At 70.0% G+C, this 23,572-nt stretch carries 20 protein-coding genes; 7 read left to right on the top strand and 13 right to left on the bottom strand.

Annotated features, from left to right (window positions below; genetic code table 11):
- The first annotated feature begins 59 nt into the window (after window positions 1–59).
- On the top strand, window positions 60–320 hold the full coding sequence (locus FF096_RS02445; protein ID WP_309222519.1) for a DUF4190 domain-containing protein: 261 nt from the start codon (window positions 60–62) through the stop codon (window positions 318–320).
- A 122-nt stretch (window positions 321–442) separates the two neighbouring features.
- On the opposite strand, the gene sucD is transcribed toward FF096_RS02445, so the two are convergent.
- The 3 genes from sucD to FF096_RS02430 all read right to left on the bottom strand — a co-directional run bounded on the left by sucD (window position 443) and on the right by FF096_RS02430 (window position 3,454).
- A complete protein-coding gene (gene sucD / locus FF096_RS02440) occupies window positions 443–1,330 on the bottom strand; it encodes a succinate--CoA ligase subunit alpha (protein ID WP_155214618.1) in 888 nt (295 codons plus the stop codon).
- A 3-nt stretch (window positions 1,331–1,333) separates the two neighbouring features.
- Complete coding sequence (sucC, locus tag FF096_RS02435; RefSeq protein WP_309222518.1) at window positions 1,334–2,512, bottom strand: ADP-forming succinate--CoA ligase subunit beta; 1,179 nt, start codon at window positions 2,510–2,512, stop codon at window positions 1,334–1,336.
- Between the two features lie 537 nt (window positions 2,513–3,049).
- Window positions 3,050–3,454, bottom strand: coding sequence for a cobalamin B12-binding domain-containing protein (locus tag FF096_RS02430; RefSeq protein ID WP_155214617.1), 405 nt, complete (start codon window positions 3,452–3,454; stop codon window positions 3,050–3,052).
- Between the two features lie 471 nt (window positions 3,455–3,925).
- Here FF096_RS02430 and FF096_RS02425 point away from each other — a divergent pair, with 471 nt between their 5' ends.
- Both FF096_RS02425 and FF096_RS02420 read left to right on the top strand, forming a co-directional pair.
- A complete protein-coding gene (locus FF096_RS02425; RefSeq protein WP_309222517.1) occupies window positions 3,926–4,639 on the top strand; it encodes a M23 family metallopeptidase in 714 nt (237 codons plus the stop codon).
- A 278-nt stretch (window positions 4,640–4,917) separates the two neighbouring features.
- Entirely contained in the window at window positions 4,918–5,700 is a 783-nt protein-coding gene (locus FF096_RS02420; protein WP_309222516.1) for a M23 family metallopeptidase, read from the top strand.
- Between the two features lie 21 nt (window positions 5,701–5,721).
- On the opposite strand, the gene pcrA is transcribed toward FF096_RS02420, so the two are convergent.
- Window positions 5,722–8,142, bottom strand: a complete 2,421-nt coding sequence (pcrA, locus tag FF096_RS02415; RefSeq protein ID WP_155214616.1) for a DNA helicase PcrA — start codon at window positions 8,140–8,142, stop codon at window positions 5,722–5,724.
- 287 nt (window positions 8,143–8,429) lie between these two features.
- Here pcrA and FF096_RS02410 point away from each other — a divergent pair, with 287 nt between their 5' ends.
- Window positions 8,430–8,789, top strand: coding sequence for a chorismate mutase (locus FF096_RS02410; RefSeq protein ID WP_230462223.1), 360 nt, complete (start codon window positions 8,430–8,432; stop codon window positions 8,787–8,789).
- Window positions 8,790–8,958: 169 nt separating this feature from the next.
- Here FF096_RS02410 and FF096_RS02405 read toward each other — a convergent pair whose 3' ends face one another.
- The 8 genes from FF096_RS02405 to FF096_RS02370 form a co-directional block, all read right to left on the bottom strand.
- Window positions 8,959–9,969 (bottom strand): ABC transporter ATP-binding protein, encoded by a 1,011-nt coding sequence (locus FF096_RS02405; RefSeq protein ID WP_155214615.1) that lies wholly within the window; start codon window positions 9,967–9,969, stop codon window positions 8,959–8,961.
- Window positions 9,962–10,999: an ABC transporter ATP-binding protein gene (locus tag FF096_RS02400; RefSeq protein ID WP_155214614.1), complete on the bottom strand. Its 1,038-nt coding sequence runs from the start codon at window positions 10,997–10,999 to the stop codon at window positions 9,962–9,964. Before FF096_RS02400 ends, FF096_RS02405 begins: the two co-directional genes overlap by 8 nt.
- Window positions 11,000–11,083: 84 nt before the next feature.
- Entirely contained in the window at window positions 11,084–12,022 is a 939-nt protein-coding gene (locus FF096_RS02395) for an ABC transporter permease (protein ID WP_155214613.1), read from the bottom strand.
- A gap of 72 nt (window positions 12,023–12,094) precedes the next feature.
- A complete protein-coding gene (locus tag FF096_RS02390; protein WP_155214612.1) occupies window positions 12,095–13,105 on the bottom strand; it encodes an ABC transporter permease in 1,011 nt (336 codons plus the stop codon).
- Window positions 13,106–13,204: 99 nt separating this feature from the next.
- The gene (locus FF096_RS02385; protein WP_155214611.1) at window positions 13,205–14,839 is read right to left on the bottom strand and encodes an ABC transporter substrate-binding protein; all 1,635 of its coding nucleotides are present in this window, start codon (window positions 14,837–14,839) and stop codon (window positions 13,205–13,207) included.
- A gap of 414 nt (window positions 14,840–15,253) precedes the next feature.
- Entirely contained in the window at window positions 15,254–16,438 is a 1,185-nt protein-coding gene (locus FF096_RS02380) for a thioester domain-containing protein (protein WP_155214610.1), read from the bottom strand.
- A gap of 177 nt (window positions 16,439–16,615) precedes the next feature.
- Window positions 16,616–17,302, bottom strand: a complete 687-nt coding sequence (locus tag FF096_RS02375; protein WP_155214609.1) for a response regulator transcription factor — start codon at window positions 17,300–17,302, stop codon at window positions 16,616–16,618.
- Window positions 17,302–18,567, bottom strand: coding sequence for an ATP-binding protein (locus tag FF096_RS02370; protein ID WP_155214896.1), 1,266 nt, complete (start codon window positions 18,565–18,567; stop codon window positions 17,302–17,304). The genes FF096_RS02375 and FF096_RS02370 overlap by 1 nt, the downstream gene beginning before the upstream one ends.
- 170 nt (window positions 18,568–18,737) lie before the next feature.
- On the opposite strand from FF096_RS02370, the gene FF096_RS02365 reads away from it, so the two are divergent.
- From FF096_RS02365 to FF096_RS02355, 3 genes are all read left to right on the top strand, one after another.
- The gene (locus tag FF096_RS02365; RefSeq protein WP_230462222.1) at window positions 18,738–20,543 is read left to right on the top strand and encodes a PspC domain-containing protein; all 1,806 of its coding nucleotides are present in this window, start codon (window positions 18,738–18,740) and stop codon (window positions 20,541–20,543) included.
- Complete coding sequence (locus FF096_RS27430; protein WP_155214608.1) at window positions 20,540–20,968, top strand: hypothetical protein; 429 nt, start codon at window positions 20,540–20,542, stop codon at window positions 20,966–20,968. Before FF096_RS02365 ends, FF096_RS27430 begins: the two co-directional genes overlap by 4 nt.
- Before the next feature lie 186 nt (window positions 20,969–21,154).
- Window positions 21,155–22,402: a phosphatidylserine decarboxylase gene (locus FF096_RS02355; RefSeq protein WP_155214607.1), complete on the top strand. Its 1,248-nt coding sequence runs from the start codon at window positions 21,155–21,157 to the stop codon at window positions 22,400–22,402.
- Window positions 22,403–22,516: 114 nt separating this feature from the next.
- On the opposite strand, the gene FF096_RS02350 is transcribed toward FF096_RS02355, so the two are convergent.
- Window positions 22,517–23,461, bottom strand: coding sequence for a phosphatidylcholine/phosphatidylserine synthase (locus FF096_RS02350; RefSeq protein WP_155214894.1), 945 nt, complete (start codon window positions 23,459–23,461; stop codon window positions 22,517–22,519).
- Window positions 23,462–23,572 lie beyond the last annotated feature (111 nt).

Genomic DNA, 23,572 nt, shown 5'->3' with positions numbered 1-23,572 from the left:
AGCCTCGGCAACAGGGGCCGTGACCATCGTCGCGGCAGCTAGTGACCGGAAGGGGAGTTGTGAACGCTCCGTATCCACCACCCCCGCCACCGCCCGCCGGCCGGGACCGAACGACCCTCTGGGGCGTGCTCGGCATCGTGACCGGTCTGCTCTGCTGCGGCATCCTCGGCATCGTCTTCGGCTGGTTGTCGATCCGCGACGCGCGTCGGTACCGCCAGTCCCCCGTGCTGGGTTACGTGGCCATCGGTCTGGGTGTGCTGAACATCGTCATCAACCTGATCCTCCGGGCGACCGGGAACTACCCGTCCTGGAACAGCTGAGGGGCCGACCCGCAGGTCGGCCCCTCGACGCGTGGTCCGCTCAGAGCGGGTGTGCGGAGGCTCGCCCGTAGCGAGCCGAGTCCCAGGCGGCGCAGTAGGGCATGTCCCCCTCCGACACGCTCTCAGCTCGCGGACATGATCTCGCGCATCAGCTTGGCCGTCTCGGTCGGCGTCTTGCCGACCTTCACGCCGACCGCCTCCAGCGCTTCCTTCTTCGCGTCGGCGGTGCCCGCCGAGCCGGAGATGATCGCACCGGCGTGCCCCATGGTCTTGCCGGGCGGGGCGGTGAAACCGGCGATGTAGCCGACCACCGGCTTGGTGACGTTGGCCTTGATGAACTCGGCCGCCCGCTCCTCGGCGTCGCCACCGATCTCACCGATCATCACGATGGCGTCGGTGTCCGGGTCCGCCTCGAAGGCGGCCAGCGCGTCGATGTGCGTGGTGCCGATGATCGGGTCGCCGCCGATGCCGACACAGGTCGAGAAGCCGATGTCACGCAGCTCGTACATCATCTGGTAGGTCAGCGTGCCGCTCTTGCTGACCAGCCCGATGCGGCCGGTGCCGGTGATGTCCGCCGGGATGATGCCGGCGTTCGAGGCGCCCGGTGAGGCGATGCCGGGGCAGTTCGGGCCGATGATCCGGGTCCGCTCGCCCTTGGCCACGTTGTACGCCCAGAAGGCGGCGGTGTCGTGCACCGGCACCCCCTCGGTGATCACCACGGCCAGCGGGATCTCGGCGTCGACCGCCTCGATGACCGCACCCTTGGTGAACTGCGGCGGCACGAAGATGACCGTGACGTCCGCGCCGGTGTCCTTCATCGCGTCCGCGACGCTGGCGAAGACGGGCAGCTCGGTGCCGTCGAAGTCGACGGTGGTGCCCGCCTTGCGCGGGTTGACGCCGCCCACCACGTTCGTACCGGCGGCGAGCATCCGACGGGTGTGCTTGGAACCCTCGGAACCGGTCATCCCCTGCACGATGACCTTCGAGTCCTTGGTCAGCCAGATAGCCATGTGTCAGACCCCCGCAGCCGCCAGCTCGGCGGCCCGCTCGGCCGCGCCGTCCATGGTGTCGACCCGCTCGATCAGCGGGTTGTTCGCGCCGTCGAGAATCGCCCGACCGGCCTCGGCGTTGTTGCCGTCGAGGCGGACGACGAGCGGCTTGGTGACCCGCTCGCCCCGCTGCTCCAGCAGGTCCAACGCCTGCACGATGCCGTTGGCCACGGCGTCGCAGGCGGTGATGCCGCCGAAGACGTTGACGAAGACGCTCTTGACCGACGGGTCGGAGAGCACGATCTCCAGACCGTTGGCCATGACCGCGGCGCTGGCGCCGCCGCCGATGTCGAGGAAGTTGGCCGGCTTGACGTTGCCGTGCCGCTCACCGGCGTAGGCGACCACGTCGAGGGTCGACATGACCAGGCCCGCGCCGTTGCCGATGATGCCGACCTCGCCGTCGAGCTTGACGTAGTTGAGGTCCTTCTCCTTGGCGGCCTGCTCCAGCGGATCCACCGCCGCCTGGTCGACCAGCGCCTCGTGGTCGGGGTGCCGGAAGCCGGCGTTCTCGTCGAGCGAGACCTTGGCGTCCAGCAGCAGCAGCTTGCCGTCGGCGGTCTTGGCCAACGGGTTCACCTCGACCAGGGTGGCGTCCTCGGCGACGAACGCCCGCCACAGGCCGACCGCGACCTCGACGACCTGGTCGGCGACCTCGGCCGGGAAACCGGCCGCCTCGACGATCTCCCGCGCCTTCGCCTCGTCCACGCCCGTGACGGCGTCGATCGGAGCCTTGACGACCTTCTCCGGGGTCTCGGCGGCGACCTGCTCGATGTCCATGCCGCCCGCGACGCTGGCGATGCAGAGGAACGTACGGTTCGCCCGATCGAGCAGGTACGAGAAGTAGTACTCCTCGGCCACGTCCGCGGTCACCGTGATCATGACCTTGTGGACGGTGTGACCCTTGATGTCCATGCCGAGGATGTCGGTGGCGCGGGCCACCGTCTCCTCCGCGCCCTCGGCCAGCTTGACGCCGCCCGCCTTGCCTCGTCCGCCGACCTTCACCTGTGCCTTGACGACCACCCGGCCGCCGAGGCGTTCGGCGATCGCGCGGGCCTCCTCCGGGGTCGTGGCGACGCCGCCGGCGAGCACGGGAAGTCCGTGCCGCTCGAACAGGTCCCGCCCCTGGTACTCGTACAGGTCCACGATTGCGCGTCCCGTCCCGTCTCTGCGGCGCGCCGTCGCGCCGCCACCAGCGTATGGAAAGAAAACAGTGCGATGCCCGACATCAGTAGAAGTTGACGCAGGCAGTCGAACCCCCACCACCGCAACCACGCGCCGTAGCCGACCTGCCGGTCCGGCCCGCAAGGGGAGGTCGGAAAGGGTTCATTGGGCGCAGCCTAGCGATGCTGGCACTTCCGGCAACCGAGCGGGTGCGCGGTGTGCGGTAATGCACAGCCCGAGCCGACGCCGGGTCACCGGCCGTGCCCCGATCGGGGCGGTGGAGCCGGACGCCGTCACCCGTTCGAGCGATCTTGCCGGGGGCGCCACGGTTCTCGACGGCCCTGCGTAACCCCGCAGGAAGGGCGTCGTTGAGTCAGGTGTCGGAGCGCTGGAAAGCGCGAGGACGAAAGCGGCCGATGCCCTGTCGGTCGAGGGGTGGCGGCGGGGCATCGTGCATAGAGGGGCCGGACGTGTGAGGGGTGCGTCCGGCCCCTCCCCTGTCTTCGGTTGCGCGGCTTCTCAGGCCACCGGCTGCGCGACGTTCTCCCGCACCCATTCCACGATGGACGCGGTGGTCGCACCCGGGGTGAAGATCCTGGCCACGCCGAGCCGCTCCAACTCCGGCAGGTCGGCCTCCGGAATGATGCCCCCGCCGAAGACCACGATGTCACGGGCGTCGCGCTCGTCGAGCAGTTCCAGGACCCGCCGGAACAGCGTCATGTGCGCCCCGGAGAGCACCGAGAGGCCGACGGCGTCGGCGTCCTCCTGGATCGCGGTCTCCACGATCTGTTCCGGAGTCTGGTGCAGGCCGGTGTAGATGACCTCCATGCCGGCGTCGCGGAGTGCGCGCGCCACCACCTTGGCACCACGGTCGTGGCCGTCCAGGCCCGGCTTGGCGACGACGACCCGAACACGAGAGCTCATCTGGGTATCCCTTTCACCGGCTCAGCGGCCATATCCCCTGAACGAACGGTAACCCGCCTGACCGGGACCGGGGAACCGGGGCCGGACGGGCGGGCCGTGGACGCCGTCGGCGTCCACCAAACTGGCGTGGCACCCGTACTAACCCGGGCACCACTGTCACCTCACGCAGAGACACGACCGACGCGGTAGGCGTCAAGCGGGACGACTCCGCCGAACGGTCACGGTGTGCGACGAACGGAGGATAACAAGGGCACCCCACAGCACCCCCGACCCCTGACAATCTAGGACGGAAACGGACAGAAAGGCGCAACCAATTCGGCGCTCCGGCTTGTGACAGGGCTGACGGTTGGCTACCGTGTCCACGGTTGTCATCAGGTCTACGGACGGGTGACGACGCGATCAGTCGACGCACGGTCACCAGATCGGCACGGCGACTGATCCGCATCGGAACCCCGACAACGGAGGGTATGCGTGCGCCAGCGCCTGTCGTCTGAGCCCGATCGATATCGCGGTCGCCGCCGCGTACCCACCCCTCCACGCAGCCGCTACGCCGCGGTCGTCACCACCGCCTTCGTCGGTGCCGGTGTGGTGGCGCTGGGCGCCAGCGCGATGCCGGACGCCAAGAGCGTCAGCCCGACGGTCCTCGACGAGCTGAAGCAGGCGTCGATCAGCAACCAGGGCGCGGCCGACCGGGCCGATGCCGCCGACCGAGCCTCCCGGGACAGCCGCAACGGCCCGGAGAGCGCCGAGGACTCCGGCGTCTGGCTACTGCCCCTTCAGGGCTACGACTTCAACTCCCCCTACGGCATGCGGTGGGGCAAACTGCACACCGGTGTCGACCTCGTCGCGCCGGAGGGAACCCCGTACGTCGCCATCCACGAAGGCACGGTCACCAAGGCCGGCTGGTTCGGCGGCTACGGCTACGCGGTCATCGTCCAGCACGCCGACGGCAGTGAGGCGATCTACGGCCATTCCTCCTCGCTGAGCGTCCGCGAGGGCCAGCAGGTCAAGGCCGGCGACCAGCTCGGCCTGGTCGGCAACACGGGCCACTCCTACGGCTCCCACCTGCACCTGGAGATCCATGTCAAGGGCGAGCCCCTCGACCCGGTGCCGTGGCTGCAGGAGCGCGGAGTGGACATCAAGCTACAAGTCGAGGCAATCTACAGCGAGGTAGCCGCGTCCTGACCGGCCGTAACGCCCGCTGACCGCCCGGATCTGTCGATCCGGGCGGTTTCGTATGACGAGCCAGCCGCAAACGTGTCCCAGCCCACAGTCGGGAATGTGACCGGCGACACACCAAGCCGTCGGGTCGACATCGGGCAGTCGAGGACAGCGAAGCCCAGAGGTGGACAGCGACACCGGCCGTCTCACCTGCCGCACCCACCCCCGGTACTCGGCGCCGCTCGGACCGGCACCAGGATTTCGAGGTCACGTACCACTCGAAAGCTGTGAGGTCCGTACCCGTGCAGGACGACAAACCCACCCCGACCCGTGAGATCCCCGCCGCCCCGGCGCGCCACCGGCGCACGCTGAGCCGGCGTACGCGGCTGCTGGCCGTCGGTGCGGTCGCCGTGGTCGGATTCGGCGTCGCCGGTGTCGTCATGACCGACCGCGACGACCCCGCGACCACCCATCCGGTGGCCCTCGACGCCCGGGAGCGGGCCGAGGCCGCCGAGCGGGCCGACCGTTCGGCCCGGGAGCCGGTCACCCTGGACAGCCCGTCGGCGAGCCCGACTCCCAGCGCCAGCCCCACCGTGAAGCCCAGCCCCAGCTCCAAGCCCAAGCCGAAGGCCAGCCGGACGGCCACCGCCACGGCGAAGCCGAAGAAGAGTACGAAGCCGACGACGTCCTGGGTGATCCCGATGGCGGGGGCCACGATCACCTCCTGCTACGGGCCCCGCTGGGGCACCCTGCACGCCGGCATCGACTTCGCCATGCCCGCCGGCACCCCGGTGCGGGCGGCCTTCCGGGGCACCGTGACGAAGGCCGGCGACGTCGGCGACGGGTACGGCATCTCCGTCGTCGTCGACCACGGCAACGGCTACCTCACCCACTACGCCCACCTGAGCACCGCCAGGGTGAGCGTCGGCGAGACGGTCAGCACCGGGCAGACGATCGGCCTGGAGGGCTCCACAGGCGACTCCACGGGCCCACACCTGCATTTCGAGGTGCATCAGGGCCAGATGTGGAACCAGATCGACCCGGCGCCGTTCCTGCGCGCCAGGGGCATCGACGTGGCCTGCTGACCGGGCTCGCCGCCCGGACGCTCAGATCTTCTCGATCGGAGCGTGCCGCAGCACCAACCACAGCGTCTGGTCGCCGAAGTCGATCTGCGCTCGCGAACCGGGGCCGTGTCCCTCCACGGCCACCACCCGGCCGAGGCCGTACCGCTGGTGGTTCACCCGGTCGCCGACCGCGACCTTCGGACCCTGCGGCAGTTCGCTCGCGGTGGCCAGCCGGCTGCCGTCCACCCCGAGCTTGCGGGCCAACTGCACCGCCCGTGGGGTGCCACCGGCGAAACCACCGCGACCGCCGGGCATCCGCTCCGCGCGACCGCCCACGCCGCCGCCACCGCCGCCCCACGAGGTGTACGAGCCCTCGGTGCGCTCCCAGCGGACCAGTTCGGGCGGCAGTTCCTCGACGAACCGAGACGGCGGGTTGTAGGCCGGTTGGCCCCACGCCGAGCGGGTCACCGCCCGGGAGAGGTAGAGCCGTTGGCGGGCCCGGGTGATGCCGACGTACGCCAGCCGGCGCTCCTCCTCCAACTCCCGGGTGTCGCCCAACGAGCGCAGGTGTGGGAAGACGCCGTCCTCCAGGCCGGTCAGGAACACCACCGGGAACTCCAGGCCCTTGGCGGTGTGCAGCGTCATCAGGGTCACCACGCCCTGGTACGGCTCGTCGTCGCCCTCCGCCCCGGGCTGCGCCGGCACCTGATCGGCGTCGGCGACGAGGGCGACCTGCTCCAGGAAACCGGCCAGGGTGGCCCGCTCCCCCTCGGCACCGGTCGCCTCGATCCGTTCGGTGTACTCGCGGGCGACGCTGACCAGTTCCTGGAGGTTGTCGACCCGACCCGCGTCCTGCGGATCGAGGCTCTCCTCCAACTCGGTCAGATAACCCGAACGGGTCAGCACCGCCTCCAGCACCTCCTCCGGGGTGCCGTCGACGGCGAGCTCGCGTACGGAGTCGAGCAACGCCACGAACTCGGCGATCCCGTTGGCGGCCCGGGTCGAGATGCCGGGCGCGTCACCGGCCCGGCGCAACGCGGCACCGAAGGAGATCCGGTCCCGGCTCGCCAGCGCCTCCACGCACGCCTCGGCGCGTTCGCCGATGCCCCGACGAGGGGTGTTGAGGATCCGGCGCAGGCTGACCGTGTCATCGTCGTTGACCACCGCACGCAGGTAGGCCAGCGCGTCCCGGACCTCCTTACGCTCGTAGAAGCGCACCCCGCCGACGACCTTGTACGGCAGGCCGAGGCGGATGAACACCTCCTCGAAGACCCGGGACTGCGCGTTGGTGCGGTAGAAGACCGCCACGTCGCCCGGACGGGTCTCCCCGTCGTCGACCAACCGGTCGATCTCCCGGGCCACCCAGTCCGCCTCGGCGTGCTCGGTGTCGGCGACGTACGCGACGATCGGCTCCCCCGGGCCGGCGTCGCTCCACAACCGCTTCGGCTTACGGGAGGTGTTCCGGTCGATCACCGCGTTGGCGGCGTTCAGGATGGTCTGGGTGGAGCGGTAGTTCTGCTCCAGCAGGATGGTGCGGGCGTCGGTGAAGTCGCGCTCGAACTCCAGGATGTTGCGGATCGTCGCACCCCGGAAGGCGTAGATCGACTGGTCCGCGTCACCGACCACGCACAGCTCCGCCGGTTCGACGCCTTCGGTGCCGGAGACCAACTCCTTGATCAGGACATACTGCGCGTGGTTGGTGTCCTGGTACTCGTCGACCAGCACGTGCCGGAAGCGGCGGCGGTAGCTCTCCGCGACGTGCGGATGCGACTGGAACAGGTGCACCGTCGTCATGATCAGGTCGTCGAAGTCGAGCGCGTGCGCCTCGCGCAGCCGACGCTGATAGAGGGCGTACGCCTCGGCGAGGGCGCGCTCGTTGGGCCCGCTGGCCCGCGCGGCGAACGTCTCCGGGTCGACCAGCTCGTTCTTCAGGTTCGAGACCTGGGCGGCGAGGCCGCGCGCCGGGTACCGCTTCGGGTCGAGGTCCAGCTCTCGGGTGACGAGTTGCATCAGCCGTCGCGAGTCGTCCGCGTCGTAGATCGAGAACGTGGACTTCAACCCGGCGTGCTCGTGCTCGGCGCGCAGGATGCGGACACAGGCGGAGTGGAACGTGGAGACCCACATCAGCCGGGCCCGTGGGCCGACCAGGGCGGTGACCCGGTCCTTCATCTCGCCGGCGGCCTTGTTGGTGAAGGTGATCGCGATGATCTCGCCGGGATGCACGTCCCGCGCGGCGAGCAGGTACGCGATCCGGTGGGTCAGCACCCGGGTCTTGCCGGACCCGGCACCGGCCACGATCAGCAGCGGCGAACCCGCGTGGGTGACCGCGTCCCGTTGGGGGCCGTTGAGTCCCTCAACCAGCTGTGCCGGATCGAGGCGACCCGGCGTGGGCCGATGGGGCGGCAGCGTCCGGGCAGGCGCTGGCTCGGGCGGGGACGCGGGGATGTCGAAGAGAGGATGCATCGCACGACGAGTCTATGCCGCCGGCCGGACATCACCCGCCGACGGCACCACCGACGGGCCGAGGCCCGACCCGCTCGCGGCTTTCCTTGCGCGCCAGCCGGTGCAGCGGCATACTCGACAGCGTGTTCGACCAGCGCTTCTACTTTTACTACGGCACCGGGAGTCCGGCAGCCGTAGGTCGCGCCTGATCGATCAGACCTACGAAAAGCCCCGGGCTCTCGGAGCCCGGGGCTTTTCGCGTCCCGGGATCCGGGCACCGGGCACCACATCGCGAGAGGTACCCGAAGATGACAGACGTGATGGAGCAGAACGGCGGCGCGAACGGGTCCGGCACGATCTCGAACGGCACCGCCCCCACCAGGCCAGCGGCAGGCACCCCGGCCACCGGCACCGCCGAGCCGGGCGCCGCCAACCGGATCGCCGAGATCCGGGTACGCATCGACGAGATCGACAAGGCCCTGATCGAGCTGTGGCAGGAACGGGCCGCGCTCTCCCGGGAGGTCGGTGCGACCCGGATGGCCTCCGGCGGTACCCGGCTCGTCCTCTCCCGTGAGCAGGAGATCCTGGAGCGGTTCCGGGAGGCGCTCGGCGCGGACGGCACCCAGCTCGCCCTGCTGCTGCTCCGCGCCGGTCGCGGGCCCCTCTGACCGTCGGCCCCCGATCGGCGGCGCGCCCGGATCGTCGACGGCAATCCTTGGTGGGTGTGGACCGGGGCGCCGGCTGCTGGTGACGGCCGACGCCCCGAATCACTGAGGAGGCACTACCTTCACCGCCGCTCCCGGTACGGATGGACGGGAGCCGACGGCGTCTGTGGGGCTACTCCGTCGCGTGCACGACGTCGCGTACCTCGGCGAAGTGGCAGGCGCTCGGGTGGCCCGACTTGTCGCGGGTCACCAGCTGCGGCTCCTGCTCGGCGCAGATGTCCTGGGCCTTCCAGCACCGGGTACGGAAGCGGCAGCCCGAGGGCGGGTTGGCCGGCGACGGCACGTCACCGGTGAGCACGATCTGGTCGCGGTGCCCACGCAGCTTCGGGTCCGGCACCGGTACCGCCGACAGCAGTGCCTGCGTGTACGGGTGGGTCGGCTTGTCGTAGATCTCGTCCTCGGTGCCGATCTCGATGATCTTGCCGAGGTACATCACCGCGACCCGGTCGGCGATGTGCCGGACCACCGACAGGTCGTGGGCGATGAAGATGTACGACAGCCCGAGTTCCGCCTGGAGCTTCTCCAGCAGGTTGATCACCTGGGCCTGGATGGAGACGTCCAGCGCGGAGACCGGCTCGTCACACAGGATGATCTCCGGGTTGAGCGCCAGCGCGCGGGCGATGCCGATGCGCTGCCGCTGGCCGCCGGAGAACTGGTGCGGGTACCGGTTGATGTGGTCGGGGTTGAGGCCGACCAGGTCCAGCAGTTCCTGCACCTTGGCCCGCCGCTTACCCTTCGGCACCACGTCCGGGTGCACCTCGAACGGCTCGCCGATGATGTCACCGACGGTCATTCGGGGGTTCAGCGAGGTGTACGGGTCCTGCATCACCAGCTGGATGTTGCGCCGGCCCCGACGTCGCTCCTCGGCACCGACGTTGGACATGTTCTTGCCCTGCACGAACAGGTCACCGGAGGTCGGCTTCTCCAGCCCCACCAGCATCCGCGCCAGCGTCGACTTGCCGCAGCCGGACTCGCCCACGATGCCGAGCGTCTCGCCCCGCCTCAGTTGCAGGTTGACCCCGTCGACCGCCCGAACCGCACCGTACTGCTTCTTGAACACGATGCCCCGAGTCAGCGGGAAGTGCTTCACCAGGTCGCGGGTCTCCAGCACGACGTCACTCATCGCCCTTGACCTCCTTCCAGAAGTGGCAGGCGGCCGTCCGACTCGACGACACCTGGTACAGCGGTGGCGCCGGGTCCTTCCGGCAGACCTCCTGCGCGTACCGGCACCGGGGGTTGAAGGCGCAGCCCGGCGGGATGTTGGTCAACATCGGCGGCAGGCCCTTGATGGCGCTGAGCTCGTGACCCTTGAGGTCCAGCCGCGGGATCGACTCCAACAGACCCTTGGTGTACGGGTGCGCCGGGCTGGCGTAGATGTCCTCCACGCCGGCCTCCTCGATGACCCGGCCCGCGTACATGACGGAGATCCGGTCCGCGACGTCGGCCACCACACCCATGTCGTGGGTGATCAGCACCAGACCCATGTTCCGTTCCCGCTGCAACTCGGCGAGCAACGTCATGATCTGCGCCTGCACGGTCACGTCCAACGCGGTGGTCGGCTCGTCGGCGATCAGGACCTCGGGGTCGAGCGCCAGCGCCATGGCGATCATGACGCGCTGCCGCATACCACCCGAGAACTGGTGCGGATAGTCGTTGACCCGCTGCTTGGCCGCCGGGATCTTGACCAGGTCCAGCAGCTCCACGGCGCGGGCCTTGGAGTCCTTGCGGGACATGCCCCGATGCTTACGGAACAGCTCGGCGAGCTGGAACCCGACGGTGAAGACCGGGTTCAGCGCGGAGAGCGCGTCCTGGAAGATCATCGCGATCCGGTTCGCGCGCACCTTGCGGCGCTCCGACTCCGGCAGCTTGAGCAGGTCCACACCCCGGTAGAGGACCTCCCCACCGGTGATGTACCCGGGCGGGGTGTCCAGGATGCCCATGATCGCCTGAGCGGTCACGCTCTTGCCGCAACCCGACTCACCGAGGATCGCCCGGGTCTCGCCCGCCCGCAGGTCGAAGCTCACCCCGTTGACGGCGTGCGCGACGCCGTTACGGGTGCGGAACTCCACGTGCAGGTCCTTGACCTGCAAGGGCAACGCGTCCGGGTCGGCGCCCGCCAACGCGTCCATCTTGACGTTCACATCAGTGCTCATGGTGGCGCTCCGCTCGCTCCGTGCCCTCATGAGGCACCGTCGCCCTTTGCTGATGATTCGCTCGCCGAGACTCGCTCATCGGACTCACCGGAACTTCGGGTCGAGGGCGTCACGCAGGGCGTCACCCATGAGGATGAAGGAGAGCACCGTGCCGACCAGCAGGCCACAGGGGAAGAGCAGCAGCCACGGATCCTCCAGGAAGTAGACCTGGTGGACCGAGATCATGATTCCCCACGACTGTGCCGGTGGCTGGAGCCCGACACCGAGGAAGGTCAGCGTGGCCTCCGCGGCGACGAACGAGCCGAGCACGATGGTGGCGTAGACCAGCATCGGTGCGATCGCGTTCGGCAGGATGTGCCGGAACATCAGCCGCGAGTTACGCGCCCCGACCGCCTTGGCGGCGTGCACGTAGTCCAGATCCTTGGACGAGATGACGCTACCCCGGATGATCCGGGCGATGGTCGGCCACGCCAGCAGAAACAGCACCGCGGTGATGGTCCAGATGTTCTGCCGCTTGATCACGGTGAGGAACACGATCGCACCGAGCAGGAACGGCAGCGAGAAGAAGATGTCCATCACCCGGGAGATGACCGCGTCGACCCAGCCGCCGTAGTAGCCGGCGAGCAGACCGAGCAGGCCACCGAAGAGCACGATGCCACCGGTCGCCATCACCGCGATCACCATCGAGGGGCGAGCCCCGTAGATGGCGTGCGAGTAGTAGTCACAACCCAGGATGTCGTACCCGAAGGGGTGCTCCCAACTCGGGGAGATCCGGGACCGGTCGGTGCTGCACGCCCGCGGATCCTGGCTGGTCCACAGCTTCGGGAAGGCCGCCATCGAGCCGACCATGAGGACGTAGAGGGACGCGATCACGAAGACCGGGTCGCGGAGCAGTTGCCGTCGGGCGTCCGCCCACAGGCTGGCGCTGCGCTCCGAGGTACCGCCCGGTGCGTCAGCCGCGGGGCCGTCACCGCCCACCGGTGCACCGCCGACGGCGGTGCCCGCGCTCGTCAGATCACTCATGTCCACACCTCGTTTCGCTCCACCCGGCCAACAGGAACGGTCGGAAGACCAGCGTCCGCCACCGTGGTTCGGTCACTCATAGCGGATCCTCGGGTCGAGCACGGCGTAGAGCAGGTCGACCAACAGGTTGGCGAGCAGGACGACCAGCACCAGCATGGTCACCACACCGACCACCACCGAGGACTCGCCGCCACGCGCCGCCATCGTCACCAGTCGGCCGATGCCCGGGACGTTGAAGATGGTCTCGGTGACCACCGCGCCGGCCATCGCGGAGCCGATGTCGACACCGAGGAAGGTGATCACGGGGATCAGCGAGTTGCGGAGCGTGTGCACGCCGATGACGCGCTTGTTGGTCAGTCCCTTGGCCTTGGCGGTGCGGACGTAGTCGGCCCGGACGTTCTCCATGATGCTGGTCCGGGTGAGCCGAGCCGTCGTCGCCAGCGAGACCGCGCCGAGCACCATGCCCGGGATCAGCAAACTGGCGAACGGATAGTCGGGCTTGAAACCGGGCGTGAAGACGCCAACGGAGATCAGGTCTGGAATCCAGTCCTGGCCGCGCAGTATGTTGCCGAACTTGACCCCGACGAACTCCCGGACCACGACGCCCAGCACGAAGATCGGCACCGAGATGATGAACACCGTGCTGATCTTCACCAGGTAGTCGACGAAGCTACCGCCACGCAGACCCGCCAGCACACCGGCCGCGATGCCGACGACCGCCTCGAACACGATCGCGATCACCAGCAATTTGAGGGTGAACGGAATGGCGTCGGCGACCAGGTCGGTGACCTCTCGCTGACGCAGGTTCACGCCGAAGTCAAAGTGCAGGAAAATGTTCTGCAAACGATCGATGAAGAGCCCGAAGCAGGGATTGCCCCGCTGGCTCAGGCAGGGGTCGCTGTAACCGAGCCGCTCGGTGATCGCCTGCAACAGGGCGGGCGGTGGCGTCCGGTCCCCGAACAGCGCTCGAACCGGGTTCCCGCTGAACTGAATCGCCAGCGAGGTCATGTAGTGCAGAAGGAACATGGTGCCCAGCACGGTGGGGATGAACTGGAGCAACCGTCGAATGACGTAGCGCCCCATGACGGGGTCTCCTCTCGGCGCTGACGTGGCGGCAACGATCACCCTGTTGGGTCACCGTTGCCGCCACGTCGTATTACGGCAGGATCAGGAGTCTGAAGCTCAGTTCTGCTTCAGCGAAATCGCACCGTAGTCGGCGTCCGAGACGGCGTTCCAGACGAACTGGTCCACGTTCTCGCTGTAGACCGCACCGACCTTGTTGAACCACATCGGGATGACCGGCAGGTCCTCGCCCAGGATGTCCTCGGCCTGCTGGTAGAACGGCAGCGCAGCCTGGATCGAGTCGGCCGAGTCACCCTGCTTCAGCAGGGCGTCGAAATCGGGGTTGGTGTACAGGGAGTTGTTGCTACCGGCACCGGTGCCGTACAGCGGGTACAGGTAGGTCTCCAGGAACGGGTAGTCCGGGCCCCAACCGAGGCGGAACGGACCGGTGAACTTCTTCTTGTCCGCGGTGTCAAGGTACTCCGGGAACTGCAGGTTCACCTTGAGCTCGTAGTCGATGCCCAGCGCCTCGCGGATCTGGTCACCGACCGCCTGCAGCCACTGGTCGTGGCCGGCACCGGCGTTGGCCCACAGGGTCAGCTTCTTGCCGGCCGGCCAGCCGCCAGCCTCGGCGAGCAGCTGCTTGGCCTTCTCGACGTCCTTGGTGCAGTACTTGCAGACACCCTCACGGGCACCCTCGAAGGTCGGGGCCACGAAGCCCGTAGCCGGGGTGAACCGGCCGTCGAAGACCGCGTCGATGATCGACTGGCGGTCGATCGACAGCGACAGCGCCTGGCGGATCCGCTTGTCCTTGAAGTCGTCCTGGTACAGCGGCATGCCGACGTAGGTGAAGCTGTCACCCGGCAGCTCGTACATCCGGTCGCCGTACTGCGCCTTGGCCTCCTTGTAGCGGGCCGGCGGCAGGGTGTACATGACGTCCAGTTCACCAGCCTGGAAGGCGGAGTAGCCGGCGTCGACGTCGGCGAAGATCCGGTACTCGATCCGGTCCGGCTTGCCGGGCTCGCCCTTCCAGCTGTCGCTGCGGACGACGTTGATGGCGACGTTGTGCTGCCAGCTGCCGTCCATCTTGTAGGGGCCGTTACCGATCGGCTTCTCGTTGCACGCCGCGATGTCGTCGACGCACGCCTGGGCCATCGGGAAGAAGCCGGGGTAACCGATCGTGGTCGGGAAGCCGGAGAACGGCTCCTCCAGCTCGACGGTGAAGGTCAGGTCGTCGACCTTCTTCAGGCCGGAGAGCTCCTTGGCCTTCGGCTCCGGAGCCTTCTTCGGGCCGTCGCCGTCCGGGTCCTCGGACTGGACGTCCTTGATGCCGGCGATCCGCTTCATGAAGTAGCCGTTGTTCTGGGCGTTCGGCGCGTAAGCGGCGAAGTTCCAGGAACGGATGAAGGCGTCGGCGTTGACCGGCTCGCCGTTGTCGAAGACGTAGCCGCTCTTGAGCTTGATCGTCCAGAGCTTCTGGTCGTCCGACTCGACCGACTCGGCCAGGTCCATCTCGACGGCGGAGGTCTCGGCGTTGTACTTGACCAGACCGCGGAAGAGCTGCCGGATCACGTACAGCGACGGCTCGTCGTCACCACCGGACGGGGTCAGGAACGCAGGCTCCGACGCGTAAACGCGAAGCGTGCCGCCGGCCTGACCGGCCGAGTCGTTGTCGTCGCTACCGCCGCTACAAGCGGTGGCCAACATGGCGGTGGCGGTCGCCGCGACCGCCACCTTTAGGAATTTCCCGCGCATGGGAGTGCCTCCTCAGGGCGCTCGGCTCACGAGGGGGTTGTGAGGTGCCTGCAACTGTGACACCCGATGCGCCCAGGCGGGAAGGCGTGTTATCAACCCGATACCCGCCCGGGACGGTGCCGACATCGACCCGCAGCCGCCTCTCCGGCACCCCGGAGGCATGGTATGAGCTGCTCGTCAACCGCATTTCCACGCTCAGCCGAAGTCCGGGCGGCGAGGTCGACGCCCCCGGCGTCTCCCGGTGGAGCATCGACGTGAATCCCACCACTCTCTGCGATGCTACCCGAAAGTACGAGCCTGATTCCAGACCAGCGGCCGATCGTGGCCGGATGGATCCCCTGCGCCCGGAGACGACCCGACCCCGGATCCGCGTGGTGCGGGGATCCGGGGTCGGGTCGGGTTACGGCTTGGCGATCAGGCGGTGAAGTGGACCCTGCGCCGACGCAGCACCAGAACGGTGACCGCGCCCGCGAGCAGGAGCACCAACCCGACGCCGATCGCGGTGACGATCGGCGCGCCGGTCAGCGGCAGACCACCGTCGTTCGAGGCCGGCGAGGTGGACGGCGCCGGGTTCGACGGCGACTCCTCGGGGGCGCTCGGCGACGGGGAGTCCGCCGGAGAGGACGGGCTCGGCTGCGGCGTGCTGGTCTCGGGGCTGCTCGGCTGCGGGGACGGTGCCGCGGTGAAGTCGGCGGACGCCTCGGCGGTCACCGTGGCGCCGGTGCTGCCACCGAGGATGAGCTTCTGCGCCGCCTTGGTGCCGGTGTAGAGGAAGACCCGGCCGAAGGAGACCGAATCGGCGGCGGACGCGGTCACCCGGACCTCGCCGGTCCCCTCGGCGGTGAGCCAGAACTGGCCCCCGTTGCCGATGGTGGTCACCGGCGCGCCCTCGGCGTCGACGGCCGTACCGCCGGCCACCGCCAGGGTGATCTCGCCCGCTGGACCCTTCACGGTGAAGGGACCGGCCTTCTCGCCGACCGTCGCGGTCGCCGTGGCCGGGTCGATGCTCAACTCGGCCCTCGGCTCGGGCTCGTCGGTGGCGTTCGCGATCAGGTAGTCGTGGACCTTCTTGATCACGTCGTACTTTTCCTTGCTGACCAGATCGCGTCCCGCGACCCAGTCACCGAGCACGATGCCGTCGCTGAAGTGCCACACCGCGGTCTGCGTGCCGAAGTAGAGCAGGTTGCCGCGGTCCTTCTCGCTCGTCCCGTCCGGCACGGTGGCACCGGCGGCGGCCAGCAGCGCATCAGGGTCGGCGTTGGGGTGACCGTGGGTGAGCACCCACTGGACCTTCGCGAGGTTCTTCACCTGGGACTCGTCCCAGGTGCCCTCCTGGTAGGTGCCGTCGATGGCGACGTTGGTGTGGTAGTCGATGCAGAAGGCCGGGACGCGCTTGCCCTTGATCTCGATGGCCAGCGCGGAGGCCTGCTTGGCCTTGCCGTTGAGCAGGAGCTTGACGCTGCTACCCGACACCGACTTCGCCACGCCGGTGGCCGGGGCTTCGGCGGCGGCCGGGGCGGCGACACCAAGCGCCAGCGCGCCGCCGGTGACGGCGGCGAGCGCGATCCGCGCCCAACGCCGTCCTCGTTGTCCGATCATGAGTGTTGTGCACCTCTCGGGCAGGGAGTGACCCGCGTACGCGCGGGCGGTCGAAGTCGCCGTTCCCGCGGGATGAGCGGCATCCGCACGCAGGGAAGGCGAGGGGCATTATCAATCGCGACTTGATCAAAAGTCACGCCCCTGGGACCGCTTGGTCACATATGCCAGAAAGGTCGCTTACACCAGGCGTCGATCCGCTGCCCAGCGGGACAGCTCGTACCGGTTGGACATCTGGAGCTTGCGCAACACGTTGGAGACGTGCGTCTCGACCGTCTTGATCGAGATGTACAGCTCCCGGGCGATCTCCTTGTACGCGTACCCCCGGGCGAGCAGCCGCAGCACCTCGCGTTCCCGGTTGGTGAGCTGGTCCAACTCCGGGTCGGCGACCGGTGCGTCCGGGCGGGCCGCGAAGGCGTCCAGCACGAAGCCGGCCAGGCGCGGGCTGAACACCGCGTCGCCGTCGGCCACCCGTCGGATCGCGGCGGCCAACTCGTCCGGTGAGATGGTCTTGGTGACATAGCCCCGGGCACCGGCCCGGATCAGCCCGATCACGTCCTCGGCGGCGTCGGAGACGCTGAGCGCCAGGAACCGCACCTGGGGATGGGTACGCCGCATCGCCTCCAGCACGGCCCGACCGCCGCCGTCGGGCATGTGCACGTCGAGCAGGACCACGTCCGGTCCGGTGGCCGCGATCCGGTTGACCGCCTCGGACACCGTGCTCGCCTCGCCCACCACCTCGACGTGCGCGCCGAGTTCGGCGCGTACCCCCGCTCGGAACATGGCGTGGTCGTCGACCAGGAACACCCGCAGCCGCCCGGGCCCGGTGCCTTCCGGTTCGACAGGTCGCGTCGACTGCTCGGCCATCATCTGTCCCTCTCCGCCGTGGTCGAGTCCCGGGAGATCGGCAGGATCAACCGGACCTCGGTCCCCTCTCCAGGCCGGGAGCGGATCTCCGCCCGGCCGCCGTGCCGCTTCATCCGCCCGACGATCGAGCCCCGGACACCGTGCCGATGGTCTTCCACCGTATCCGGGTCGAACCCGACACCCCGATCCCGCACGAAGACGCTCACCTGTTCCGGCTCGACCTCCGCGTAGAGCGAGACGGTCTGCACACCCGCGTGCCGGGCGGCGTTGACCAGCGCCTCACGGGCCGCCGCCACCAGCGCACCGACCCGCTCGTCGGTCTCCCGGTCGCCGACGACGACCGCCTCGACCGTCATCGCATAGGTGTCCTCCACCTCGGCCGCGGCCTGTTCCAGCGCGGCGGCGAGGCGTTCGGTGGGTGACGCGGTGGGCTTGTAGAGCCAGTTGCGCAGGGAGCGCTCCTGGCCCCGAGCGAGCCGCTGCACGGTCTTGACGTCACTGGCGTTGCGTTGGATCAACGCGAGGGTGTGCAGCACCTGGTCGTGCACCATGGCCGCCAACTCGGCCCGCTCCTGCTCGCGGATGCGGCCCTCGCGCTCCGAGCGGAGCTGGTTCCAGGTACGCCAGAGCACCGGCGCGGCCACCACACCGACCCCGGCCAGACCGACCAGTGCGAAGATCACGCCGTTGAGCACGGCGTCGAGATTCTGCGCCGGGGAGTAGACCGCGGCCACGCCGATGATGCCGACCGCGACCAGCACCCCACCGCCGACGAACCGGAGCACGAACGCCCGCCGGTCGCTCTCCTCTATCACCGCGCCGAGCCACGGTACGGGCAGCGACTCGCCCCACTGGCGTCGCCGCTCGGGCGTGGACTGGTGCCAGATCACACCGGCGCCGACCGCGATGATGGCGACCAGCCAGCCCGCTGTGCCGGCCGCGCCGACCGAGTCGAAGACCATCACCTGGATCAGCAGCACACCGAGCCCGATGGCCACGAAGGGCAGCAACTGGCCGACGTCGCGCCGAGGCGGTACGGCGGTGTCACCGGGCCGCAGCGGCACCACCGCCCAGAAGGCCGCGTAGAGCAGCAGACCCAACCCGCTGAGTCCGAGCAGCACCATGAAGGCGATCCGGACCCGGACCACCGGGACTCCGAGGTGCTCGGCGATGCCGGCGGCCACCCCGGCGGCCATCCGGTGCTCCGGCGCGCGGTAGAGGCGGGGTGGTTGGCTGACGCTGCTGATCGTGAGCTCCCTGGTCAGGACGGGCGGGCCGGACAGGAGGCGAGGTTCCGGCGTCGAACCGATCGTCACACGCGGTGCGGCCGCCCGACCACGGGGACGCCCCGGACATTCGGGTCGGCAGGATCTCAGGGTGGGGTCAGGGTCGCCGCCGGAGGACGTTCGGGCGTCCGGCGCAGCAGGATCGAGACATGACCGACGACGCTGCCCAGCCGGACCGGCCGGGGTCGACCGCACCGGAGCCGACACCTCCGGCGGCCACCCGGCCGGACGTACCCGAATCCCCCGGGGCCGGGGCGGACGACCTGGCCGCACCGGCCGGTGGGCGGCCACCCGCCGACGGCACCGTGTGGGACGACGCGCCGCCCGGCGTCGCCGCCGGGCCGACCAGCGGCGAGGCCGTCTGGAGGGCCGGCACCGCGCCACCATCCGCCGGGCCGGGGGGGCCGGGCGGACCAGGTGGACCGGGCTGGCCCGGCCCCGGCGGGCCGGGCGCACCACCACCGCCGCCGGGTGGACCGGGCGGGCCACCGCCGGGCGGTCCGGGTGCCTCGTCCGGTGGTGCCGGCTTCACCTCGCGGTACGGACTGGTCCGGCCCCGGGACGGCCGTTACCTGGCAGGCGTCTGCGCTGCCGTCGGCCGGGCCACCAACACCGACCCCGTGCTCTGGCGGGTGTTGCTGGCGGTCCTGGGCTTCTTCGGCGGCGTCGGCATCCTGGTCTACGTCGCCGCGTGGCTGATCATCCCCGGGGAGGGTGACAGCGCCTCGCCCGTCGAGTCCATGCTGGGCCGGGGACGGTCCAGCATGTCGCCGGTCACCGTGATCGTCCTCAGCGTGGTGGTCGCGGTGGGCTTCGGTTTCGTCGTCACCGACGCCTTCCGCGCGGTACTGCTCGGCGCGGCCATCCTGGTCGGCGGTGCGCTGCTGCTCAACCGTCAGCAGCGCGAGACGCAGCCCGGTCCGACAGGGACCGTGCCCGGACCACCGGGTGCGGAAGTCCCCCCGAGCCCACCCCCACCACCCGGCCCGGTGCCACCGGTCAGCTATCCCGGGCCGACCGCCTACCCGGTGCCCTATCCGGGGTTCGGCCGGACCGCGACCGTAACGCCACCCGCGTTCCATCCACCCGGCACGGCGTACGGCGTGCCCCCGGCGCCGCCCGCGCCGTCGACACCGCCCGTGCCGTCGGCACCCGGCGAGCCTGAGGAGCCCACCATGCAACTGCCGCCGACGCCGCCGTGGCCGACCAGCGCCGCCCCGGCGGGCCCACCGTCCGCCCCGTCGACCTACCGTCCCCCGTTCGCCCCACACGGTCCCTACGCCGGGCCACCGAAGGTGGCTCCGCCGCCACCGCCCCGGCCGAAACCGCCCCGCAAACCCCGGGAGCGATCGGCCCTGGGCGCGGTGACCTTCTCGTTGATCTTCGTCGCGTTGGGGCTGGTCGGTGTTCTCGACCTGCTGGACGTCTTCGGGATCGGCGCGTCGGCCTACTTCGCCGCGGCGCTTGCGGTGATCGGTCTCGGCCTGATCGTGGGTACCTGGTTCGGGCGGGCCCGCTGGCTGATCGCGCTCGGCCTGGTCACCGCCGCCGCCCTGGCGGTGGTCACCGTCGTCGAGTCCTACGACCGGGTGCGCGGCGTGGACGGCGCGGTCACCTGGGCGCCGACCAGTCACCGCGACCTCGCCGTCCGGTACGAGCAGAGCTTCGCCGACGCGGTGCTCGACCTGCGTGCGATCGACTTCAGTGAGCAGGAGGAGACCGAGATAACCGTCGTCATCAACTTCGGCGAGGCCACCGTGGTGGTACCGCCGGAGGTGGACGTCACGGCGGTGACCCAGGTGACCGCCGGTGACGCGAACGTCCTCGGCCAGCGCGCGCGGGGCATGGACAACCGGCTCACGGACGTCGTCGACCTCGGCCCGGACGGTGCCGGCGGCGGAAAGCTACGCCTGAACCTGCACGTCAACGCCGGACACATGGAGGTGACCCGGTGAAGGCCCACCGTACCGACCTGGTGTCGTTCGCCTTCGGGCTGCTCTTCCTCGCCCTGACCGCCTGGTGGTTGCTCGCCCAGGTGCTCGGGCTCGTCCTGCCACCGGTCGGCTGGTTCCTGGCCGGTGGGCTGATCCTGGTCGGCGGGCTCGGCCTGATCGGCGCCCTGCGCTCCAGCCGGCACAACGGTGGTCCGGCTCCGGTCGGCACGCCTGGCGAGCCCGGCCCGGACAACCTGCCACCGAACGCCGGGGAGACCGCCGCCCACCCGCTTCAGGACCCGGCGGATCCGTCCGACCCGACGGGTACGCAGGCCCCGACCAGCCCGCAGTCGGCAACCGGCGACGAACCACGGGAGGACGGCACGCTCGATCTGTTCGGCGGGGAGGAGGCGTCACCGCCCGGACGACCGGGGCACGGTGCCTGACCGTGCGGGAGCGGTCGCGGGCCGCCTATGCTGGCCGGTGTACTCCCGCCAGCGTCGGCCGGCCCGCGCCGTAGGGCATCCCCCGTGGGTCGTCGGGCCCACCCGGGTTGTCCGTGACCGGGTGGACCTCGCCGCCGGCGGTGACCTCCGCGTCAGTCGCCTCTACTCGTCAGGAGTTCGTTCGACATGACCCAGTCCCCCGCCGTGCGTACGCCCGACCGATCCGGTCCGGTCCGCCTCGGCGAGCGCGCCGCCCGTACCCTCGCCTCCGAGCTTGCCCGGATCAACGACCCGAAGGCCGCCCTCCTGGTCGGCGCTGCTCCGGAGTCCGCGGTGCTGGCCGCAGCGATCGAAGCGATGCTGCCTGGCGACACCCTCACCGTGGTACCCGCCGAGCGGGTCAGCGCCACAGCGCTGCGGCAGCACGTCAACGCCCAGGGCCGCTGGGTCGACGAGCGGGTCCGGGTCGTGGAGAGTCTCGCCGAGGCGGAGCCCGCCGCGGTGGTCATCGTCGCGGAGGCGCTCACCGGCACCGCCGACGAGGCCCGCGCCACCATCGAGGGCCTCACCAAGTACCTGGCCGACGGTGCGGTGCTCAGCGTCGCCACCGCGGTCGCCAAGACCGCCGGTGCCGCCGCCGAGTTGGAGCGGCAGGGCGCGCTGTACGGCGTCGGCAACGACCTGGTGCTGCGCAACAACCCGCCGGTACGCGTGTACCGGCTCCGTTTCACCCCGGCCGCCGCCGCGTCGGCGGAACGGCTCGCGCCCGCCTACCGGCCGTCGAGCGTGCCGCTCACCCGGGGCATGCACATCGACTCCAACGGGGTCGTCGCCGCCGGCATCGCCCTCGGCGTGGCCGCACTGACCCGACTGGCCCGACCGAAGTCGAAGCTCTGGCTGCTGCCCGCGCTGGCCGCCGCCCCGGTGGCCGCCTTCTTCCGGGATCCGGAGCGCGACGTGCCAGAGGATCCGTCGGCCGTGGTGGCCGCCGCCGACGGGCAGGTGCTGTCGGTGCAGCGCCTGACCGACGAACGCTTCGGCGACGGCGAGTTCCTGCGGATCGCAGTCTTCCTGTCGGTGCTCGACGTGCACGTCAACCGTTCCCCGGTGGCCGGCAAGGTGGTCGACTACTTCGTCGCCGACGGCGGGTTCGTCAACGCGATGAAGCCGGACGCCGAGCACAACGTGGCCGCTTACACGGTGCTGGAGACGACTCACGGCACCGTGGTGGTGGCGCAGCGGACCGGGCTGATCGCCCGCCGGATCGTGCAACGGGCTCCGGTCGGTACGTTGCTGGCCCGTGGTGAGCGCTTCGGGCTCATCCGCTTCGGCTCGCGTACCGACGTCTACCTGCCGGCAGAGGCCGCCGAGCCGCTGGTCGGGCCGGGTGACAAGGTGGTCGGCGGGTCGAGCGTGATCGCCCGCTGGCGCTGAGCGGGAGGTAGCCGGGCCCCGGGTCACGACGACCCGGGCCGACACCGGCTCCACGAGCCGAAAAGGGGCGTCGCGGCCTTGGCCGCGACGCCCCTTTTTCGGGCAACTACTGGATCAGGCGATGGTGCGGCGCTGCCGCAGCCAGAGCACCGGGCCGCTGATCAGGTAACCGACCACGACCAGCCCGAAGGTGAGCCGGATGTCGATCAGCGCACCGATCACCGGAGCGAGCCAGACCCACGGCGGCAGCTTCACCAGGCGGGCGAGCTTGGCGTACGGGAAACTGCTGACCATGGTGAAGGCGAGCAGCGCCACTCCGGCGATCTGCACCGCCCCCGGCACCGGCATGCCGATCACCACCATCAGGGCGAGCACGGCGGCGGCCATCGTGGTGGGCACCCCGGAGAAGAACCGGCCATCCGAGGGCGAGACGTTGAATCGCGCCAGGCGGATGGCGGCGCAGGCGGCGACGAGGGCGGCGGCCACCGCGGCGGCGGCGGTCGGCACGGAGCCGGCCAGCGACGCGTAGACCACCACGGGCGCGGCGAGCCCGAAGGAGCACATGTCGGCCAGCGAGTCCATCTGGGCGCCGAACGGGCTGGACACCCCGAGCTTGCGGGCCAACGCACCGTCGAGGCCGTCGAACGCCACACAGGCGATCAACAGGAACGCGGCAAGCCGCACCTCGCCCTGCATCGCGACGAAGATGGCGTTGATGCCGAGTAGCAGGCTGGCCAGGGTGCAGGCGTTGACCAGGGCGAACTTCATCCGCCGGGCCGGGGTGCGCTCACCCGGCAGAAGCGGAACCGGTGTCGCTGTTGTCGACTCGACCGGGGCTGTTGTGACGGGCGGGTCCACCGTGACCGGGCCGACCAGCGGGCTGATCGGGGCGATCGTCTCCATCCCCGTGCGGTGGAACCGCTTGAGGCCGTACCGACGACGCGGGCGGTCCTGATACCGGGGCTCGGGCAACACGTCGGTCGCACCGTGCAGTTCTGCACCTCGGCGGCCGACGCGGACCAGCAGGACCTGGCGGGCAAGGGTGCCGCTGCGGCGCAGCGGGCCCGTCCAGCTTCGCCCTGCGGGACGCGGGCTGTCAGTCGTACGACGCCGGCGCCATGGGGCTCTCGGCACGTTTCCTCCATCACCGGATCGGCTTACCGCCACGCG

This window comes from Micromonospora sp. CP22 (assembly GCF_009712475.1).
Lineage (GTDB): Bacteria > Actinomycetota > Actinomycetes > Mycobacteriales > Micromonosporaceae > Micromonospora.
Note: the sequence above shows the minus strand (reverse complement) of the source record. Positions and strands in the feature narration are given on the sequence as shown.

Bases quoted from the DNA above. Each gene is read 5' to 3' on its own strand.
- FF096_RS02380 (WP_155214610.1), bottom strand. From the start codon at position 16,438: ATGATCGGACAACGAGGACGGCGTTGGGCGCGGATCGCGCTCGCCGCC.
- FF096_RS02390 (WP_155214612.1), bottom strand. From the start codon at position 13,105: ATGGGGCGCTACGTCATTCGACGGTTGCTCCAGTTCATCCCCACCGTG.
- FF096_RS02365 (WP_230462222.1), top strand. From the start codon at position 18,738: ATGACCGACGACGCTGCCCAGCCGGACCGGCCGGGGTCGACCGCACCG.
- FF096_RS02405 (WP_155214615.1), bottom strand. From the start codon at position 9,969: ATGAGTGACGTCGTGCTGGAGACCCGCGACCTGGTGAAGCACTTCCCG.
- FF096_RS02385 (WP_155214611.1), bottom strand. From the start codon at position 14,839: ATGCGCGGGAAATTCCTAAAGGTGGCGGTCGCGGCGACCGCCACCGCC.
- sucD (WP_155214618.1), bottom strand. From the start codon at position 1,330: ATGGCTATCTGGCTGACCAAGGACTCGAAGGTCATCGTGCAGGGGATG.
- FF096_RS02375 (WP_155214609.1), bottom strand. From the start codon at position 17,302: ATGGCCGAGCAGTCGACGCGACCTGTCGAACCGGAAGGCACCGGGCCC.
- FF096_RS02400 (WP_155214614.1), bottom strand. From the start codon at position 10,999: ATGAGCACTGATGTGAACGTCAAGATGGACGCGTTGGCGGGCGCCGAC.
- FF096_RS02395 (WP_155214613.1), bottom strand. From the start codon at position 12,022: ATGAGTGATCTGACGAGCGCGGGCACCGCCGTCGGCGGTGCACCGGTG.
- FF096_RS02430 (WP_155214617.1), bottom strand. From the start codon at position 3,454: ATGAGCTCTCGTGTTCGGGTCGTCGTCGCCAAGCCGGGCCTGGACGGC.
- pcrA (WP_155214616.1), bottom strand. From the start codon at position 8,142: ATGCATCCTCTCTTCGACATCCCCGCGTCCCCGCCCGAGCCAGCGCCT.
- FF096_RS02355 (WP_155214607.1), top strand. From the start codon at position 21,155: ATGACCCAGTCCCCCGCCGTGCGTACGCCCGACCGATCCGGTCCGGTC.
- FF096_RS02410 (WP_230462223.1), top strand. From the start codon at position 8,430: ATGACAGACGTGATGGAGCAGAACGGCGGCGCGAACGGGTCCGGCACG.